The organism is Nonomuraea longispora (assembly GCF_004348345.1).
GTDB classification, from domain to species: Bacteria; Actinomycetota; Actinomycetes; order Streptosporangiales; family Streptosporangiaceae; genus Nonomuraea; species Nonomuraea longispora.
In genome coordinates this window covers 1-17,712 of sequence record NZ_SMJZ01000015.1, presented here as the reverse complement: position 1 = coordinate 17,712, position 17,712 = coordinate 1, and the positions used below count along the sequence as shown (strand labels likewise).

Below are 17,712 nucleotides of genomic sequence, written 5' to 3'. Positions count from 1 at the left end.
CCCTCCCGGAGGATCGGCCGCATCGTCCCGTGCCCGCTGCCCTTGCCGTGCTCGTCACCCTGACCGCCTCCGAGCGCCACCGGCTGAAGCAGATGGCCTACGGCCACAAGACCGAGTACCGGCTGCGGATGCGCGCGCGGGTGGTGCTGCACGCCGCACGCCGACGCTCCAACGCGCGCGGCATGGGGGATATCCCAGAGGGCCGATCGCTCGCCGATTGGTGGGCATATGGTGGTACCGCAGCATTTTCGCCACCACGTGTTTTGAGTCGACCTTCTTGATGCCGGGGTACCGGGTGCGGCGCAGAGAGCGAGAGCGGGTGATGCTGACCGCTCGGTGGATGGTGGTCAGGCCGCGATGACGCCAGCCGTCCCCACTGTCCGGCAGAATGGCGGGATGCCTCGACCAGTCCCCGCCGACCTGCTGGACATCGCCGAGGCACTTGTCCCCGACGCTCCCCTTGGCACCGCGCACCTTGCCGAGCATGGGAATATGCACCACGTCGTACTTTTCCCCGGCGTCGCCGCAGTGCGTATCAGCAAGCGCCCCAGTGCCGCCGCCGAGTTGCCGCGCCGGGTCGAGATTCTCCGAGCCGTCGCGGCGGCCGGTCTGCCTTTCGCCGTGCCGGAGCCGCTGACCGCGGTGACCACGTACGGGGAGCGCGCGGCCGTCGCGCTTTCGTGGATCGACGGCGAGTCGTTGCCGGAAGGCATCGGGCACCCGGCGGCGTTCGGCCTGCTCCTGGAGGCACTGCGCGAGGTCGAGATCTCACCGGAGCTCAGGGCTGTTCTCCACACTCCCCGCCGGTACGCCGATGACCTGGGATGGGCCGACATCCTGAGCGACGAGATCATTCCGCGCCTGCCGGCGAAGTGGCGCGACGGAGTGCGGCAGCGGCTGGACCTGCTACTGGCACTCCAGGAGGTCCCGGCCAGGCTCGTCCACGGCGACCTCGGCGCCGGCAACGTCCACTTCGGCGAGGACGGCAAGCTGGCCGGCGTACTCGACTGGGACATGGCGATCCTGTCCGACCCAGCGATCGACGGGGCACTCGTCGCGACCTGGCACGGCTGGGACGTCCTGCGCGCCGCCACCGACGAGGAGACCTACCGACGCGCCTGGACCTGGAACGACGCGGTCGGGGTCGGGCACCTCCACGCCGTCTTCGCCGGCAAACCCCTGTCGCACGTCGACGGCTTCGTCCGATCCGTCGTCGCTTGGTTGGAGGAGCGCGGCCCCGAGCCTACCGATCGGCCCGGACTCATGCCCGGGCACAGTGGCTGAGCTGCCGCGTTCTGTCCTTTCTGACCACCGCCCATTTCGACGACATCGTCACCAGCAAACCCACGATCCCGGCTCCCGGGCGCAAACTGTGTCGGAGCTGGTGGCCCGCCGCCTTCGGCGACCACGACTTCAGAGGAGGGCTACGAGGCGTTCGAGGCCGCTGGCATTGGATGCACGCCCAGATGCCGACTGGCCATCTGCCAATGAGCGGAAACCCTGCCGCATTGTTGGTGGCAACTCCTCCGAACGCCGGATCGGTTCTGCTGATGAGCGCGACGAGCATGGATCCGTGAGCAATGACGACGATCGAGACGGTGGACAGGTGACTCGACGAGCGGTCGCGACGGGCGGCGCGATCTGCGGGGCCGTCTATACGGCCACGCATGCTTGGTGGACAGGGACGGGTCGCCACCGTTCGTGCGGGCCGAGTCGGTGATCGTCGGCGGCTGGCCGCTGGTGCTCACCGCAGCCCTGACGGCCGCGGTCTGCGCCGCAATCGCTACGGGCGTGATCGCTCGCTGGCCTCCGCTGGCACGGTGGCTGTGGTGTGAGCCGGTTGGCTGACCGCTACGCTTCTGGCGGCCTACGGACTGCTGTTGGGGCCTTACCCGTTTCAACTGATGCTGTCACCCTTCGGTGTGCCCTTCGACGGTACGCGCCTTGGCACGTTGCTCCTCCAGACGCACGTGACTGTGACGGCAGTCCTGACAGCGGTCAGCACGCAGCCGGTCGTCCGGGAGTTGCGAGGCGCGTGCCTTGACTGCGGCCGAGTTCACGGTCGAGCACCGGAGACGCGCCGAGAGCCGACGAGCCGCTGGGGTTACCTCGGCGCATACCTCGCGATCCTCGGATGTGCCATCCGCTTTGCGCCAGAGATTCCCTCCTGGGTGACCAACGGTGTCGTGTCAAGCGCTTCGCCGGGCGGCTCGGCTTCCTGATCTTCATCGCCATGATGGTTCTCGCCGGTACTTTCCTGCCGCTGGCTCTGGCGTACCGATGGGGACCCGTCTGGCCGGCGTGGACACTTTGGGCAGGCACGGATGTTCCTCGATGGATCGTGCTGGGACCAGCTCTTCTGGTGGCCATCGGCCTGCTCGCATACTTCGGCGTCGGAGGCTTGACAGCGTCGTTACTGGGAAACACCGCCGGTGCCGTGGAGATCACGGGTTACGTCGTCTGGGGCATCGGTCTCGCCATGGCGACAGCGTCGTACGCCCTGCTGACTCGCCGTCCGTGTCGTGCCGGCGGAACCGGCCGCACCTGGTGAGACGTCAGGCTGCTCGCGCGTTTTGTAGTGTGATGCCGCTTTCTGCTGTCGTGGGTGGCTACTTGATCCACATCTTGGTCGGCAGTGGTGTCGCGCGCACAAGCTGATCCGGCAGTACCTACCGAAGGGCATCGATCTGAGCCTGTACAGCCAAGCCGACTGGGAAGGGATGTCGGCGACCAGTTGGAGCTCCCCAGCGGCGGCCACTTGATGGGGAGCTATCTGGCCGTCGTTGACACACTCTGCGTTGCCGGAAGTCCGTCGTTCTCGATCGGTCCCGGCGGCAGCTAGGGCCTGGCTCCGGTGACACCTGGATGGTGTTGTTGCACCTGCCGTAGCGGCATGTGGTGTGGTGGAGGCACCACAGCACGAAAGGCTCTGTCTACGATGTACCCCTCCATAACGCCTCCTCGCCAGGTGAAGATCGGTGATGCTGCCACCTTCGCCGGGACCACCCCTCGCGCCATCCGCCACTACCACGAGATCGGTCTGCTGCCGGAGCCCGAGCGCGGCGGGGACGGTCGCCGCCGCTACGGCTACGACGACATGATCCGCCTGCTGTGGATCCGCAAGATGGCAGAGGCCGGCATCGGCCTGGACGACATGCGGGCCGCCTTCGACGAGGCCCGGGACATCGAGGAGATCCTGAGCAGGCTAGAGGAAGCCTTGGCGGCGCAGGAGGCCGCCATCAAGCGTCGGCGCGCGGCTGTCCAGCGTCTGCAGGCGGTGGGTAGTCCGCTAGGGCTGCTCTCCGAACTGGTCACGGACCGGCTCAGCCACCTGCCCCCGGGCGCACTGCGACCGTCGGACGTTGAAGCGCTACTGGTCACGGAACGGATCTTCGGGCCGCTGGGCGCCGCCATCCAGGCCAGCGTGTTCATCGTGCTGGCTACCCACCCCGACCTGCGGGCCGAGCAGGACTGTCTTGACGCGGCCGAGGCCGCCCTCGACGACGGCGTCGAACCCGACGACCCGCGCGTCGAAGAGCTCGCCGTACAGCGATGCACCCAACAAATGGCCCTGGAGCAGGCCATCGAGGCAGCTGGTCTTGACACGGCCGAGGAGAAGCTCTTCGAGATCTACGACGCTGACCTGAAAGGGGAAGAAGACACGCAGATGAGCGCCTCCACAGCGACCACCAAGATGCCCTACGACTTCTCTCCCGCCCGGATGCGCTGCATGGAACTCACGGCACAATTTCTCGCCGACGCCCACTCCGCAGACAGCTGATCGCCCGTACCTGGCACCGATGTGGCCCGACAGCCGGTCGCGTCCATCCATACATGACCGGTCGTACCAGACTTCGAGCCCGGCCGTAACCAAGAGTGACATCACAACTAACCGTACGTGGGGATTCCGAACTGGCCACTGACAAAGGGGGGGGGCGGCTAGCTATCGGCGCGAATAGTCGATGTGTTTCGGCAAGCAGGTGGCAGCCTCCTGAAGGAGGCTCAACGATATTGCCTCTGAGAGGGCGTTTGATTTGAGTAGATTGCTCCTTATGTTCTAGTAGGTGCCTCGCCAGGTTGGGGTGGCCTCGTCCGTTATGCGCTTGGTGAGGTTGTCAATCGAGGCGATGTAGATCATGGCTTCGGAGCTGGTGGGAAGGGTTTCGTAATCGCGGGTCAGGCGTCGTCGTAACATAAGCCAGCCGAGGCTGCGTTCCACCATCCAGCGTCGTTCAATGACTTGGAAGCCGCGGACGTCCGGGTTTCTGTTGACGACTTCCACGTCGATTCCCAGGCGGGCTCCGTGTTCGACTGCAGCGTTTTTGAATCCGGTGTCGACCCAGGCTTTGGTGATGGTTGGGTGGGTCTCCTTGACGTCGTTGAGGAGTTGTATTCCTACGGCGTTTTCGGAGAGGCTTGCGGCGGTGACGGTGACGTCGAGTAGGAGGCCGAGCGCGTCTGTGACGATGCCTCGTTTCCGGCCGACGATCTTCTTGGCGGCGTCGGCCGTGGGCCGGCGGTCGAGTCCGGCCTGCCACCAGGCGGTCAATGCCCGGGTGGGCTCAATTAAGCCCAGCGGGCGTCGGAAATGTCGCTGGGTACGGCTTCCGTTCGCCCATACAGGAGCTTCTACCCGAGAAATGTGATCGATAGTTGACATCGGCCGATCGGGAGCGTCTACCACATTGCTAGACGGAATTTGGGCGCCATTTCACTATCAAATGCTCGCTCGTATGGGCGATGAGGACTACACAAAGCCACACGTACAGGGAAACGAGCCCAAAAGGCTGTGACTACAAAGCTAGGCATACGCTAACCAGCCATGCCTAAACGCCCACTCAGGACACGTGCGGGGGGCACGGCTGAAGATCGCGACCTGGGTCGCGGACTTCTACAACGTCAAGCGCAGGCACAGCGCCAACGACGGGCTGTCGCCTGTCACATTCGAGCGTCAGATGATCGAGAAGAGGCAGGCAACATCAGCCCTGCTGAGGGCCGCTGTGGCATAGGACCGTCTCCACCGTTTGAGGGATTGACACACTCCGCGTCCTTCATGTTCGTACGTCACAGTACCTCGAAGTAGCCGTCGTCGGACAACACGTGACGAGGGCCGTCGGCCTTGGTAGCCGCCAACTCGCGGATCCGGGAGAGGTACCGGGGGTCCTGGTTGTCCCCAGCCAGAACCTTGAAGTCCTCCACGGCCCACGCGGGAAGCGCCGCGAACCGATGGCTGGTTTGTGGCTCCAGGTACCAGATGACGTTCACCACTGTGCCGACCTCCTCGTACCAAGAGGTCAACTCGATACCCGGGGCAATTCGGTGGTAGTAGGTGGGCTGCACAGCGTGGCGGCCTGCGTGAGGGCCCTTCTCAACCGTGTAGTCGATCGTGTCCGGTCCCACGTACACCGGATTGAAAAGCCACCCGTTCGGCTGACTCCAGCGGATCTTTGCTCCGAGGATTGTATGCAACATGTTTGGTCCCCTCTCCATGCGGCTTGTGGCTGACACCGTCGTTTGGGGAATGTCTTGTTCAAGATGAACCAAACTGAGCCTTTTCAGCGTGATAAGTCCCGACGGAGCTGAAGGACCTGGATGGACTTGGCAACGCGGTTCGCCCGGAACTGGCAGCATCTCAGTTTGCGAAGGATCCTCACGACCTCGGCATCCCCGGCCGGCGCGGCCGTCCCACGGCCAGGCCCGGCGACCTGGACATCTCGACGATCCGCCAGAGCTGGCTGCGGGAGATCCTGGTGGCCTGGATCAGCGAGACCAAGCCGACCACCACCGAGGTCCGGCGGGCGCACAAGGCGGCGCAGGCCGCCGGCCGGGCACTGGACGCGCGGCCTGGTGGCGGCTTGCAGATCGCGGCGCTGGGCTTCGCCGACATGAACACGATCGTCGCCGGCTTCGAGCACCTGGTGACCGACGACGGCCGGGCGATGGGCTCCAAGACCAGGTCCAGCCCGCTGTCGATGTTCTTCAAGGTGCTGAGGTGTGCACGAGTGGGTGTGAGCTGCGGTGAGTCGTAGCCCTAGAAGATCGTTTCCCGTGAATCCTGCACGGCGTTGTCTTCACCGAGACCGCTGAGATCCTGGAGTACTCCCGCTATTGGGGTCGGTCAGTCGTTGCGGGGTTTGCTGAATTCTTCGATCAGCACGGGATACTGCTCCCCACCGTGTCCGGCGGCGATCGAGCGGTCGGCCATCGCCTTGATCAACTTCGGCAGTTCGGCGTTGACACCGACCACCTCGCTCTCCTCGATCAGGTGTGCCATCGCCCTTGCGTCGGTCTCCAGGGCCGACACCTCGGCCGGGAAGGAGCCGCTGTCGATCTGCTGGGCATATCCAGGCAACCATTCGGCCACACCGGCAGCGATCCGCTGCGCAAACGGCGCATACGTTGCGGCGTCAACACCGGCCGTCCTGAGCAGGGCAGTGCCCTGAAGCCAGGCGTTCAGTACGCTCCACATCATGGCGAGGCCGGCCACGTCATACAGGGACGCCAGCCCATGGTCCGCACCAAGGTAGGTGACGGTGCCGAGCGCGTCGAGCGTTGACTGGTGCGCCTCGAAGTCCGACTGCGACCCGCTGTGCAGAATCACCGCCTCGGCGGTCCCGATCGCCGATGGGATCGCCATGATGGCGCCGTCCAGGTAATGGGCGCCTCGCTGCTCGGCCCATTGGGCGGCTTCCCGGGCCTGGACCGAGTCGCCCGAGGTCAGATTGATCAACACCTTGCCGTCCAGCTCGCTATCGCTCGCGCCGAACAACTCGTGCATGGCCTGGTAGTCGGTGACGCAGATGATCGTCAGGGAACCCGCCTGGAGCGCGTCGCCAACCGTTGGCGCCAGCCGTGCACCGTCGGCCACCAACTGGTCAGCCTTGAAGGTCGTACGGTTCCACACGGTTGTGGGATGCCCGGCTTTCAGGAACGCGCCGGCCAGTGCCCGGCCCATCAGTCCGAGTCCGATGACTGTCACGGGTGTATCGGTTTTGTTGTTCATGGCAGCATCGTCAACGTTGATACCGGTGTGAAGGTCAAGTGAGGGTTCGATGCTGATCGGGGAACTGAGCCGTCGGACGGGCGTGAACGCCCATCAGTTGCGCTACTACGAGGCCCAGGGTCTGCTGGAGGCAGACCGGGGCACGAACGGTTACCGCGAGTACGCCGAGAGCGCAGTGCTGCGGGTGAAGCAGATCCGGCATCTGCTCGGTGCCGGATTGTCCTCTGAGGACATCGCGTACCTGCTGCCCTGCGCGGTCGGAGAGGCCCCGGAGCTGCTCGGATGTCCCGAGTTGCTGGCCGCGATGCGGTCACGGCTGCAGCGACTGGACGAGCAGATGGCCAGGCTCGCTCAATCCCGCGACGCTCTTGCCGACTACATTGATGCGGCCGATCGAATGGCCAGCGAGAGCTACCCACCCTTTGACGATGCTGACCAGGAGCCCGTGCCCGCCTGAGCGATCTGTTGGGTTTTCGGACAGGAACCCAGGGTCCCCGCCTTGACCCGTTCGCAAGGATCTTCCAGGCAGTTGTGGGGCGTTCCCCCCGGAGTATGGACACGGGGTTCATGCTGCTTTGAGCAGACTATCGGGTTGCTGCTCGTAGTCGATCGGGCTCAGGTGCCCGAGGGTGGAATGCCTCCTTCTCGTGTTGTAGCGGGTGATCCACTTGAAGACCGCCAGGCGTGCTTGCCGCGCAGAGGACCAGCGTCGGGAGCCTTGGAGCGTCTCACGCTTGAGCGTGGCGTTGAACGCTTCCGCGGCGCTGTTGTCGGCGCTCGTGCCCACGACACCCGTCGACCGACGGACACCCAACTCGGCGCACAACTGCGCGAACTCCTTGGAGGTGTACTGACTCCCATGATCGGAATGGAAGATCGCGCCCTCCAGGCCGCCCCTTCGTGGCAACGGCAGCTCGCATCGCCTCGGCGACCAGTTCAGTGCGCATGTGGTCGGCGATCGACCAGCCCGCCAGGCGGCGTGAGTGCAGGTCCAGTACGGTCACCAGGTACAGGAACACGCCATCGCCGACGGGCAGATAGGTGATGTCGCCGACGTAGCGCTGGTTAGGCGCTGGGGCAGTGAAGTCCCGGCCGATCAAGTCGGGCGCCTTCTGGTCGGCAGGCCCGGGCAGCGTGGTGCGTACCTTCTTGCGCAGATGCAGCCCGATGATGTCGAAGACGCGCATGACCCGTTCGACACGCTCGTGATTGACTTTCCTGCCCTGGGCGCGCAGTTCGGCGGTGACGCGCGGGCTGCCGTAGGTGCCGTCGAACTCCTCATGTATCTGCCGGATCTCCGCAGCGAGCGCGGCATCGGCCGCCTGGCGGGCCAGCCGGGCGGGCAGCGCCTTCAGCCACCGGTAGAAGCCGGACCGCGAGACCGGCAGCACCCGGCACAACCGCTTCACGCCGAAGGCGTCGCGGTGGTCGGCAACGAACTGGAAGCGGCTCACCAGTTCGTCTCGCCCGCGAAATATTTGGCAGCTTTGCGAAGAATGTCGCGCTCCAGCTCCAGCTCCCGGATTCGGGCTTTGAGCTGCTTGTTCTCGGCTTCCAGCACGTCGTCGGACGATAGCGGCCCGCTGGCCGGCTCCTCGACCCGCCCCTTCTTCTCGGCTCCGGCGGTGCCGTTCGCGCGAGCCCCACGCACCCACAAGCGCAGCGTCTCGGGGTGCACGCCCAGGTCCCGGCCCACCGACGCGTACGTACGGCTCGGGTCAGACAGGTACAACGCGACGGCGTCCGCCTTGAACTCCGGCGGATACGACTTCATCGCCACGTGGAACTCCTTGCCTCCGGATGTCCATCATCCGACACTCAAGGTGTCCACACTTCGGGGGGAAGGCCCGTGACTGCCAGTACTTTGCCGTTTGCACTGTGGAGTTACAGGATGGCATGGCGTGCTTCAGGGAGACGATGGTGACGTCGAGGCCGGAACGCTTGGCCCGGGCCGAGAGGTCCGCGCTGCAGCAGGTGGATGAACTGCGAACACGGCTGGCTGAAGCCGAAGAGCAGGTCCGGCGGTTGTCCATAACCCGGGAGACCCTGCTGTTGCTCGACGACCACGACGGCGAGGGCGCCGGAGGGCAGCCTGGCCTCGACCCTCATGATTCAGACGATGCGACATCGCCGTTGCCTGTCTTGCGCGGCTGGCGGGAGCAGGCGGTGGCGTTGCTGGCCACGGCGGAGCGACCGATGCGGGCGAGGGAGATCGTGCAGGCGCTGGGCAAGCCGGATACCCGTTCCCGAGTGGAAGGAATGCGGTCCCGCCTTCAGCGGCTGGTAACTGACGGGTGGTTGCGACGCGAAGAGGACGGTTCTTACGCGATATGAGTGGGGTGTGACCCTCGACCCGGAAACATCGGCGAAGATCACCCGCTATCGGCCGCGCGTCCCACCACCGGAGTGGGAGCAGGTCGCCGACACGGTGCGGATGCTGGTGGCCGCCAGCGCCCACCGCTCCCCCTACAACGTGGAGCGGCTGCTACACGCCGCCACCCGGCTCGCCGCCTGGTGCCACCGCCGCGGCCTGCCCGACGATCCGGAGGTGTGGTTGCGGCACGAGACGATCGACGCGTTCGTCCTGACCGGCTGCACCGACCTGGCCCCGCGCTCCGCCCAGCCCTACCGGGGCTGGTTGCGGCGCATGCGCGCCACGCTGGCCTGGCTGGAACGCGGTGAACAGGTGCCGCCGCCGATGCGCGCCCTTGCCGGTGTCACCGCGCCGTACTCCCCCGCGCAGCTCGGCCGGTTGCGGTCTTGGGCTGAACACCTGCCCGGTCAGGCTCGCACCGACGCCCTGGCGTTGATGGCGCTCGCCTTTGGCTGCGGCCTGACCTCCGGCGAGGTGGCCGCCGTCCGCACCGAACATCTGCGCCGCTTGGATTGGGGCGCCGTCGTAGTCACCGTCCCCGGCACAGAGCGGTTGATCGTCTGCCGCGCCGCCTGGGAGGACGTCCTGGTTCACGCCCGCCGACCGGCCCCGCGGCGCCTTCGTCTTCCGGCCCAGGCGCGCCGCCCGGCACGCCAAGAACCTGTTCAGCTCCTGGACGGCCCGCCACCGGCCGACCGGCGGCCTGCCCGCGCTGTCGGTGCGCCGGCTGCGCTCCTCGTGGATCGTCGAGTTGCTGAGCGCGCGGACCGACTTGGGGTGGTGGCCGCTCACGGGCCGGAGCAGGCCACCACCCGCCCCATAACCCGCACTTCAGATCACCTTGTCGCAACACCCAGCCCGGAGCCGGCATCGCCATGCCCAGCGACGCGAACTCCGACCTCCATTAGCGCCCTGACACCACCCGAGCCCTCCCGGACACCCGCTCCGCAGCTCCCAAACCGGGACGAACCCAATTCGGAAACACCTGAAACGACAAGATCCCGCCTGATCGCGATGATCAGACGGGATCCCGTCAACTTCAGTCCGGCCGTTTTAGGAACGGCCTTGGGTGGAGATGAGGGGATTCGAACCCCTGACCCCTTCGATGCGAACGAAGTGCGCTACCGGACTGCGCTACATCCCCAAGGACTCGACCAGATTAGCAAACTCCGGAGGGTCCTCGCGCCACCGTTTCAGTCGCCCACCGCTCGCCTGGGTGGTTCGGCGTACTGATCGAACAGGACGTCCGAGTGGTGCGAGGCGAGATCGATGATTTCGGCCTCCGCCTCCTCGACGGCGTGCCGCTGCTCGCGCGCCCGCCGCAGCCGCTCAGCGCGCGCCTGACGGGCACGTTCGCGCCGTTCTCTGTCCACCTGTACGGCGATGCGGAGAAAGGCCATGTACGTCATCATGATGACGACGGAGGGCGCGACCCCCCACCATGGGATCATCTTGACCGCCGCCGTGATGATCGAGGCGAGCACCAGCAGGGCGGTGAAGAACAGCAGGCGGCGCCGGCGGGCCACGATGATGGCGCGGCGGCGGAGCCGGAACTGGCGGACGTCGACCTTCTCGACCTCCATCGGCACCGTTCCGTCGTCCTCGTCGGCGTCGGAGGGGCCGAGGTTGTCGAGGTCGGGAAGCTGGTGTTCGCCGGTGTAGTGCTCTTCGAGTTCGGCGAGTTCGGCGAGGTTGGTCTTGTCCCTGCGCAGCCACATCGGGATGAGGACGCACAACCACATCACGACGATGGCGAGGTAGAGGAGAATGCTCACGGGCACCTCCGGGCAGCACGAAGACGCGAGTGTGCTGGTTGCGTCTTCAATGTGCTCACGTCACGCACCGTAAGACCGCGTGTCACTAATTGACGAGCATTCGGTGCGGTGTGTCGCGAGATCGTCAAACCTCTTCGACGGGAGAACCGCCGTGAGTTGCCGACTCACGTGCCCGACGCCACTGCACGAGAAGCCCGCCAGGCACGTCCTCGACGGTCAACGCGTAACAGATGTGGTCACGCCAGGCTCCGTCAATGTGGAGTTGGCGCCGCCGAATGCCTTCTTCCCGGAATCCGAGCTTCTCAACCACCCTTCGGCTGGCTTGGTTCTCGGGGCGGATGTTGGCCTCCAGCCGGTGCAGGCCGGTGGTGAAAAAGCAGTGGTCGACGGCCATGGCGAGGGCGGTGGGGGTGATGCCCTTGCCGGCCAGCGCGCCGTCGATCCAGTAGCCGACCTGGGCGGAGCGGGCGGATCCCCAGACGATCGCGCCCACGGTCAACTGCCCCGCGAAGCGCCCGCCGTACGTGACCACCCAGGGCAGCGCGAGCCCTTGCCTGGCCTCGCGGCGCAGGGTGCCGACCATGGAGATGTAGGGCCCGAGACCGGTTCTGAACAGCGGAGTCTCGGGGTTGCTCGGCTCCCAGGGACGCAGCCAGTCGGCATTGCGCAGGCGGGTCTCGCGCCACACGCGCACGTCGCTCAGCCGTAGAGGCCGCAGGCCGACCGGACCTTCGCCAAGAGTCGCCGGCCAGCCACGAAGTCGATCCACGGTTCCATCATCCCCCTATCGGGGGCGATGTCGCCACGGGTCATGTGGTCGAAGATCCGGCTCGGGTCAGCGCGGGTGATCGCCGCCCCGGATCTGATCGACCGCGTGCCGCAGAATAGGCGCGAGTACGGCGACGCCGTCGCGTACACCTCCAGAAGATCCCGGCAAATTCACGATCAATGTTGTGCCCGCTTGTCCGGCCAATCCTCTGGAAAGTACAGACGTAGGCACTTTTTCGCGGTTGGCCTGGCGGATGGCCTCGGCTATCCCGGGAATCACGCGGGTGATCACTTTGGCCGTCATCTCGGGTGTCAGGTCGAGAGGCGTCAGGCCGGTGCCCCCGGTGGTCACGATGACGTCGAAGCCCTCCCCCACGCCGTCTCGCAGCGCGCGTTCGACCGCCTCTCCGTCGGGCACCAGCACGGGCCCTTCGACGCTGTCGCAGCCGGCCTCGCCGCGCAGCAGCTCGACCAGAAGGGGACCCGATTTATCGGCATAAACCCCGGACGACGCCCGGTTCGACACCGTGATCACGAGAGCCCGCATCACGCCGGCTCCCTGGTCCAGCCACCGGTCTTACCGCCCAGCTTCTCCTCCACCCGTACGTCGGTGATCGTCGCGCCGGGATCGACCGCCTTCACCATGTCGATCAGCGTCAGCGCGGCCACCGAGACCGCAGTCAGCGCCTCCATCTCCACGCCGGTGCGGTCGGCCGTCTTGGCCCGGCACGTGACCGCCACGCCCCAGTCCTCGACCTCCAGGGTGACCTTCACGCCGTGCAGTGCGATCGGATGGCAGAGCGGGATCAGGTCGGGGGTGCGTTTCGCCCCCATGATGCCCGCGATCCTCGCCACGCCCAGCGCGTCGCCCTTCGGCACCTCACCCGACCGCAGCAGCGCCACGGTCTCGGCCGTCAGCAGCACCCGGCCGCTCGCCGTGGCGGTGCGGGCCGAGACGTCCTTGGCGGAGACGTCGACCATGCGGGCGGCGCCGGTCTCGTCGATGTGGGTCAGCTCGCTCACAGCTTGATCACCTCCACCGTGGCGCCCGTGGGCACCTCGGTGACGTCCTCGGGAACCATGATCAGGGCGTTCGCCGTCGCCAGGGCGGCGAGTTGGTGGGAGCCCTGCCCGTGCACCGGCGCCACCGTGCCGTCGGGCGCGAGCACGCCGCGCAGGAACGACCTGCGCCCCGACGGCGAACGCAGGGGCCCGGCGGCCTTGGCGGTGACGGATGAGGGCATGCCGCTGGGCAGGCCGCGCATCCTGTCGAGCGCCGGGCGTACGAACAGTACGAAGGACACGAAGGAGGACACCGGGTTGCCGGGCAGCGCGAAGATCGGCACCTGGTCGTCCCCCAGGACGCCGAACCCCTGCGGCATCCCCGGCTGCATGGCCACCTTCTCGAACCGGACCGTCCCCAGCGGCGACAGGGCCTCCTTGACCGGCTCGTACGCCCCCATCGAGACCCCTCCGCTCGTGATGATCGCATCGGCGCGCACCAGATGGGTGTCGAGCCGGTCAAGCAGCACGGCAGGATCGTCGGTGACCGAGCCGACGCGGTAGCCCTCGGCGCCCGCCTCCCGCACGGCGGCCGCCAGGGTGTAACTGTTGGACTCCCAGATCTGCCCGGTGACCAGGGGCGATCCGGGCTCGACCAGCTCGGCGCCCGTGGAGATGATCACGACCCGGGGCCGCGGCCGCGCCTTGACCCGGCGCCGCCCCACCCCGGCGATGATGCCGAGCTGCGCGGGACGGATCACAGTGCCCGCCTCGAGCACCACGTCGCCGGCCTCGACGTCCTCCCCCGCTCGCCGGATCGCGTTGCCGGTCTCGGCGCGGCGGTCGATGCGTACGGAGACGGTGCCGCCGTCCGTCCACTCCACCGGCACCACGGTGTCGGCCCCCGCGGGGAGCGGTGCGCCGGTCATGATGCGTACGGCGTGACCGGGCCCGACGGCCCGCAGCTCGGTGGACCCGGCCGCCACGTCGTCGATCACCGGCAACGTAACCGGAATTTCCGACAAGTCGTCGGCGCGTACGGCGTACCCGTCCATGGCCGAGTTGTCGAACGGCGGCAGCGGCACCGGCGAGGACACGTCCTCAGCCAGCGTCGCCCCCAGCACCTGCTCCAGGTCGAGCTCCAGGGGCGCCAGCGGACGCACAGTGGCCAGGATGTCGGCCAGGTGCGCGTCAACCGATTTCATCGAGGAACTCCCGCAGCCACGGCACGAAATCCGGCGCCAGATCCTCACGGTCGGCCGCGAACTTCACCACGGTCCGCAGATAGTCGAGCTTGTCGCCCGTGTCGTAGCGCCGCCCTCGGAACAGCACCCCGTGCACCGGCCCGCCCTCCGCCGAGCCGCGGGAGGCGAGCGTGCGCAGCGCGTCGGTGAGCTGGATCTCGCCGCCGCGCCCCGGCGGGGTGTCCTCCAGCACCGCGAACACCGCGGGATCGATCACGTAGCGGCCGATGATCGCCCAGTTGGACGGCGCCTCGTCGGCCGGCGGCTTCTCCACCAGATCGGTGACCCGTACGACGTCGTCCTCGGCGGTCGCCTCGATGGTCGCCACGCCGTACTGCGAGACCTGCTCCTTGGGCACCTCCATCAGCGCGATCACACTTCCGCCGAACGTGTCACGCACCTCGATCATGCGCTTGAGCAGCGGGTCGCGGTAGTCGATCAGGTCGTCGCCGAGCAGACAGGCGAACGGGTGGTCGCCGACGTGCTGCTTGGCGCAGAGCACCGCATGGCCGAGGCCCTTGGGCTCGCCCTGGCGCACGTAGTGAAGCGTCGCGAGCGAGGCAGGCTCACGAACCTGGGACAGCCGGTGCTCGTCGCCCTTGGCCTCAAGGGCACCCTCCAGCTCGAAAGCCCGGTCGAAGTGATCCTCGATCGACCGTTTATTCTTGCCGGTGACCATAAGCACGTCGAGGAGCCCCGCCGAGGCGGCCTCTTCAACGACATACTGGATCGCGGGCTTGTCGACGATGGGCAACATCTCTTTGGGTGTCGCCTTGGTCGCCGGGAGAAACCGGGTGCCCAGACCCGCGGCGGGCACGACGGCTTTCGTCACAGGGTCGAAGTCAGCCATGAGTAGACCCTAGTGGAGGCACCTGTGGACAAGCTCAACCTGCGCCGCGAGCTGAACGCGGCGCGTAGTGCACTCTCCCCTGAGCAACTACGGGCAAACGCCATCAAGGTCCGCGAAACGCTGCTCGAACAACCGTGGGTCCAGATGGCCGGTCTGGTGGCCTGCTACTGGTCGACGGGCTCGGAGCCGGATACGCACGGGCTCGTGTTCGCTCTGTGGAAACACGGCGCCACCGTGATCCTTCCGGTGCTCCGTGAGGACGACGACCTCGACTGGGCGGTCTACGACGGACCGGGCACGCTCGCCCCCGGGCGCTTCGGCATCATGGAGCCCGTCGACACCCGCCGCGGCGTCGACGCCATCCGCACCGCCGCCCTTGTGATCGTGCCCGCCCTCGCCGTCGACAGGAGGACGGGGGTGCGTCTCGGCCGCGGCGGCGGCTCGTACGATCGAGCCCTGGCCAGAGTCGGTCCCAACGTCCCCACAGTGGCCCTCCTCCACGACGGGGAGTTGATCGACGATGTCCCGGCCGAACCACACGACCGCCGCATCCGCTATGCCATGACACCCTCAGGCCTTACTAGTCTTATGTGACCACAGGGATGAGAGGGGGCTGAATGACGCTTGATGGCTGGCTCCTTCTCGGGGCCGCGATCGTCATCGCCGCCATCGCGTCCGTACGCCTCGCGCATCGCACCGGTCTGCCCAGCCTGCTGGTGTTCCTGGGCTTCGGCCTCCTCCTGGGCGATTCCGGGTTCGGCATCCCCTTCGACAACCCTGCCGTGGCCCAGCAGATCGGCCTGACCGCGCTCGCGGTGATCCTGGCCGAGGGCGGACTCACCACCAACTGGTCCCATGTGCGGCGATCCGTTCCCATAGCCGTGGTGCTGGCGACCGTGGGGGTGGCGGTCAGCATCGTCGTGCTGGCGCTGGTCATCCAGGGCCTGCTCGGCATCGACCGGAACACGGCGCTGATCCTCGGCGCGGTGCTGGCCTCCACCGACGCGGCGGCCGTCTTCTCCGTGCTGCGCAGGCTGCCGCTGCCGCCCCGGCTGGCGGGCGTGCTGGAGGCGGAGTCAGGCTTCAACGACGCGCCCACCGTGATCGCCGTCGTGCTGCTCAGCGGGGCGGCGCACTCGCCCGCCAACCTGGGAACGTTCCTGCTCGGCACCACGGTCGAGCTGCTCATCGGTGCGGCGGTCGGCCTCGCCGTCGGGCCCGCGGGCGCGTACGCGCTGCGTCGCGTCGCCCTGCCCGCCTCAGGCCTCTATCCCATCGCCGTGCTCGCGCTCACCTTCGTCTCGTACGGCGGCGCGGTGCTGCTGCACGGCTCGGGCTTCCTGGCCGTCTACCTCACCGGGCTGATCCTGGGCAACTCGCGGCTGCCTCACCGGGCGGCCACCAGAGGGTTCGCCGAGGGGGCGGCGTGGCTGGCGCAGATCGGTCTGTTCGTGATGCTGGGGCTGCTGGCCAACCCGGGCGAGATGCCCTCGGCGATCATCCCCGGCCTGATCATCGGCACCGTCATGGTGCTCCTCGTGCGCCCGCTGTGCGTCATGGCGAGCTCGGCGGTCGCGTGGGTGTTGCGGTTGGGCTGGGTGAGCTGGCGCGACCAGGCGTTCCTGTCGTGGGCAGGGCTGCGCGGCGCGATCCCCATCGTGCTCGCGACCATCCCCTGGGCGTCCGGGGTCGAGGGCTCCAAGGACATCTTCAACCAGGTCTTCGTGATCGTCATCGTGTTCACCCTGCTGCAGGGGCCGACACTGCCGTTCGTCGCCCGGTTGCTCAAGGTGACGGCGCCGGGAGAGGCGCACGACCTCGCGGTGGAGTCGGCGCCGCTGGAGGAGCTCCAGGCCGACCTGCTGCAGATCACGGTGCCGCCGGGCTCGCGGCTGCACGGCGTGGAGATCTTCGAGCTGCGCCTTCCCGCAGGTGCCGCCGTGACGCTGATCGTGCGCGACGGCAGGTCGTTCGTACCGGCCACCACCACCAGGGTCAGGGCGAACGACCAGCTGCTGATCGTCGCCACCGCCTCCTGCCGCGACCAGGTCGAACGCCGGATCCGTGCCGTGAGCCGCAGCGGGAAGCTGGCGGGCTGGTACGGCGAGCGGGGGCTGGAATAGGTGATTGACGGCATCGGTTAGCATTAGCAGTCGCATCCCTCGAGTGCCAAACCTGAAGGAGGAGCGCGTGCCGACCTACCAGTACGCCTGCAACGACTGCGGTGAGCAGCTCGAGGCCGTCCAGAAGTTCACCGACGACGCCTTGACGGTCTGCCCGAGCTGCGAAGGAAACCTGCGCAAGGTCTTCTCCGCCGTCGGCATCGTGTTCAAGGGCTCGGGGTTCTACAAGACCGACAGCCGCCCGTCCACCTCTGGCGCCTCGACCTCCTCGTCGTCCAAGTCGGCTGATGCGTCGTCGTCCGAGTCGTCGTCGAAGTCCTCGGAGAGCAAGTCGGGCGACTCCGGTTCGTCCACCTCCGCTCCCGCGCCGGCCGCAGCCTCCAACTGACCGCGCCGTTCCCCTGGGCGTGCCGCCCGGGCCTTCGGTATGCGCCGGTCGAGCAGGCGTTCGCGTGCGCCGGGCCCCGGTGGCGATCGGGTGGCGCAGGCCCTCCGGCTGGTGATCCGTAGCGACAGCCCGTCCACAGCGACCCGGCACTGCGGCCACGTTATCCACAGACTGTCTCTTATACA

Annotated in this window: 20 protein-coding genes, 1 tRNA gene and 1 pseudogene; 10 read left to right on the top strand and 12 right to left on the bottom strand. The window is 67.1% G+C overall.

The window, feature by feature from the left end; translation table 11 throughout:
* Nucleotides 1-47 precede the first annotated feature (47 nt).
* From E1267_RS06550 to E1267_RS06535, 4 genes are all read left to right on the top strand, one after another.
* Nucleotides 48-281 (top strand): hypothetical protein, encoded by a 234-nt coding sequence (locus tag E1267_RS06550; protein ID WP_132330818.1) that lies wholly within the window; start codon nt 48-50, stop codon nt 279-281.
* A gap of 115 nt (nt 282-396) precedes the next feature.
* Nucleotides 397-1,284, top strand: a complete 888-nt coding sequence (locus E1267_RS06545; RefSeq protein WP_132330816.1) for an aminoglycoside phosphotransferase family protein — start codon at nt 397-399, stop codon at nt 1,282-1,284.
* Nucleotides 1,285-2,134: 850 nt separating this feature from the next.
* Nucleotides 2,135-2,551 carry a hypothetical protein gene (locus E1267_RS06540; protein WP_165959486.1) on the top strand — a complete coding sequence of 139 codons (417 nt, stop codon included), beginning with the start codon at nt 2,135-2,137 and terminating at the stop codon, nt 2,549-2,551.
* Nucleotides 2,552-2,938: 387 nt separating this feature from the next.
* Complete coding sequence (locus E1267_RS06535) at nt 2,939-3,781, top strand: MerR family transcriptional regulator (protein WP_132330812.1); 843 nt, start codon at nt 2,939-2,941, stop codon at nt 3,779-3,781.
* Nucleotides 3,782-4,057: 276 nt separating this feature from the next.
* On the opposite strand, the gene E1267_RS06530 is transcribed toward E1267_RS06535, so the two are convergent.
* Together E1267_RS06530 and E1267_RS06525 are read right to left on the bottom strand one after the other, a co-directional pair.
* Nucleotides 4,058-4,660 (bottom strand): transposase, encoded by a 603-nt coding sequence (locus E1267_RS06530; RefSeq protein WP_425465067.1) that lies wholly within the window; start codon nt 4,658-4,660, stop codon nt 4,058-4,060.
* A gap of 404 nt (nt 4,661-5,064) precedes the next feature.
* On the bottom strand, nt 5,065-5,472 hold the full coding sequence (locus tag E1267_RS06525; protein WP_165959485.1) for a phenolic acid decarboxylase: 408 nt from the start codon (nt 5,470-5,472) through the stop codon (nt 5,065-5,067).
* 278 nt (nt 5,473-5,750) lie between these two features.
* Between E1267_RS06525 and E1267_RS06520 the strand changes: the two genes are divergently transcribed.
* Nucleotides 5,751-6,029 carry a hypothetical protein gene (locus E1267_RS06520; RefSeq protein WP_132330808.1) on the top strand — a complete coding sequence of 93 codons (279 nt, stop codon included), beginning with the start codon at nt 5,751-5,753 and terminating at the stop codon, nt 6,027-6,029.
* Between the two features lie 89 nt (nt 6,030-6,118).
* Here the strand turns inward: E1267_RS06520 and E1267_RS06515 are convergent, their stop codons facing one another.
* Nucleotides 6,119-7,003 carry an NAD(P)-dependent oxidoreductase gene (locus E1267_RS06515; RefSeq protein ID WP_132330806.1) on the bottom strand — a complete coding sequence of 295 codons (885 nt, stop codon included), beginning with the start codon at nt 7,001-7,003 and terminating at the stop codon, nt 6,119-6,121.
* Between the two features lie 49 nt (nt 7,004-7,052).
* On the opposite strand from E1267_RS06515, the gene E1267_RS06510 reads away from it, so the two are divergent.
* On the top strand, nt 7,053-7,460 hold the full coding sequence (locus E1267_RS06510) for a MerR family transcriptional regulator (protein WP_132330804.1): 408 nt from the start codon (nt 7,053-7,055) through the stop codon (nt 7,458-7,460).
* A 108-nt stretch (nt 7,461-7,568) separates the two neighbouring features.
* Here E1267_RS06510 and E1267_RS06505 read toward each other — a convergent pair.
* Nucleotides 7,569-8,783 (bottom strand): annotated as a pseudogene (locus tag E1267_RS06505) (IS3 family transposase).
* Nucleotides 8,784-8,881: 98 nt separating this feature from the next.
* On the opposite strand from E1267_RS06505, the gene E1267_RS06500 reads away from it, so the two are divergent.
* Nucleotides 8,882-9,337: a hypothetical protein gene (locus E1267_RS06500; protein ID WP_132330802.1), complete on the top strand. Its 456-nt coding sequence runs from the start codon at nt 8,882-8,884 to the stop codon at nt 9,335-9,337.
* A 151-nt stretch (nt 9,338-9,488) separates the two neighbouring features.
* Here E1267_RS06500 and E1267_RS06495 read toward each other — a convergent pair whose 3' ends face one another.
* The 8 genes from E1267_RS06495 to galU all read right to left on the bottom strand — a co-directional run bounded on the left by E1267_RS06495 (nt 9,489) and on the right by galU (nt 15,016).
* Nucleotides 9,489-10,169 carry a hypothetical protein gene (locus E1267_RS06495; RefSeq protein ID WP_132330800.1) on the bottom strand — a complete coding sequence of 227 codons (681 nt, stop codon included), beginning with the start codon at nt 10,167-10,169 and terminating at the stop codon, nt 9,489-9,491.
* Between the two features lie 278 nt (nt 10,170-10,447).
* A tRNA-Ala gene (locus E1267_RS06490) sits at nt 10,448-10,521 on the bottom strand.
* A 49-nt stretch (nt 10,522-10,570) separates the two neighbouring features.
* A complete protein-coding gene (gene sepX, locus E1267_RS06485; protein ID WP_132330798.1) occupies nt 10,571-11,152 on the bottom strand; it encodes a divisome protein SepX/GlpR in 582 nt (193 codons plus the stop codon).
* Between the two features lie 124 nt (nt 11,153-11,276).
* Nucleotides 11,277-11,921, bottom strand: coding sequence for a GNAT family N-acetyltransferase (locus E1267_RS06480; RefSeq protein WP_132330796.1), 645 nt, complete (start codon nt 11,919-11,921; stop codon nt 11,277-11,279).
* Between the two features lie 66 nt (nt 11,922-11,987).
* Entirely contained in the window at nt 11,988-12,467 is a 480-nt protein-coding gene (locus E1267_RS06475) for a MogA/MoaB family molybdenum cofactor biosynthesis protein (RefSeq protein WP_132330794.1), read from the bottom strand.
* The gene (moaC, locus tag E1267_RS06470; RefSeq protein WP_132330792.1) at nt 12,467-12,943 is read right to left on the bottom strand and encodes a cyclic pyranopterin monophosphate synthase MoaC; all 477 of its coding nucleotides are present in this window, start codon (nt 12,941-12,943) and stop codon (nt 12,467-12,469) included. The genes E1267_RS06475 and moaC overlap by 1 nt, the downstream gene beginning before the upstream one ends.
* Nucleotides 12,940-14,127 (bottom strand): molybdotransferase-like divisome protein Glp, encoded by a 1,188-nt coding sequence (glp, locus tag E1267_RS06465; protein ID WP_132330790.1) that lies wholly within the window; start codon nt 14,125-14,127, stop codon nt 12,940-12,942. Before glp ends, moaC begins: the two co-directional genes overlap by 4 nt.
* Nucleotides 14,114-15,016: a UTP--glucose-1-phosphate uridylyltransferase GalU gene (galU, locus tag E1267_RS06460; RefSeq protein ID WP_132330789.1), complete on the bottom strand. Its 903-nt coding sequence runs from the start codon at nt 15,014-15,016 to the stop codon at nt 14,114-14,116. The genes glp and galU overlap by 14 nt, the downstream gene beginning before the upstream one ends.
* A gap of 24 nt (nt 15,017-15,040) precedes the next feature.
* On the opposite strand from galU, the gene E1267_RS06455 reads away from it, so the two are divergent.
* From E1267_RS06455 to E1267_RS06445, 3 genes are all read left to right on the top strand, one after another.
* Nucleotides 15,041-15,610, top strand: coding sequence for a 5-formyltetrahydrofolate cyclo-ligase (locus E1267_RS06455; protein ID WP_132330788.1), 570 nt, complete (start codon nt 15,041-15,043; stop codon nt 15,608-15,610).
* 23 nt (nt 15,611-15,633) lie between these two features.
* Entirely contained in the window at nt 15,634-17,139 is a 1,506-nt protein-coding gene (locus tag E1267_RS06450; protein WP_132330786.1) for a potassium/proton antiporter, read from the top strand.
* Nucleotides 17,140-17,206: 67 nt separating this feature from the next.
* The gene (locus E1267_RS06445) at nt 17,207-17,527 is read left to right on the top strand and encodes an FmdB family zinc ribbon protein (RefSeq protein WP_132330784.1); all 321 of its coding nucleotides are present in this window, start codon (nt 17,207-17,209) and stop codon (nt 17,525-17,527) included.
* The last annotated feature ends 185 nt before the right edge of the window (nt 17,528-17,712 follow it).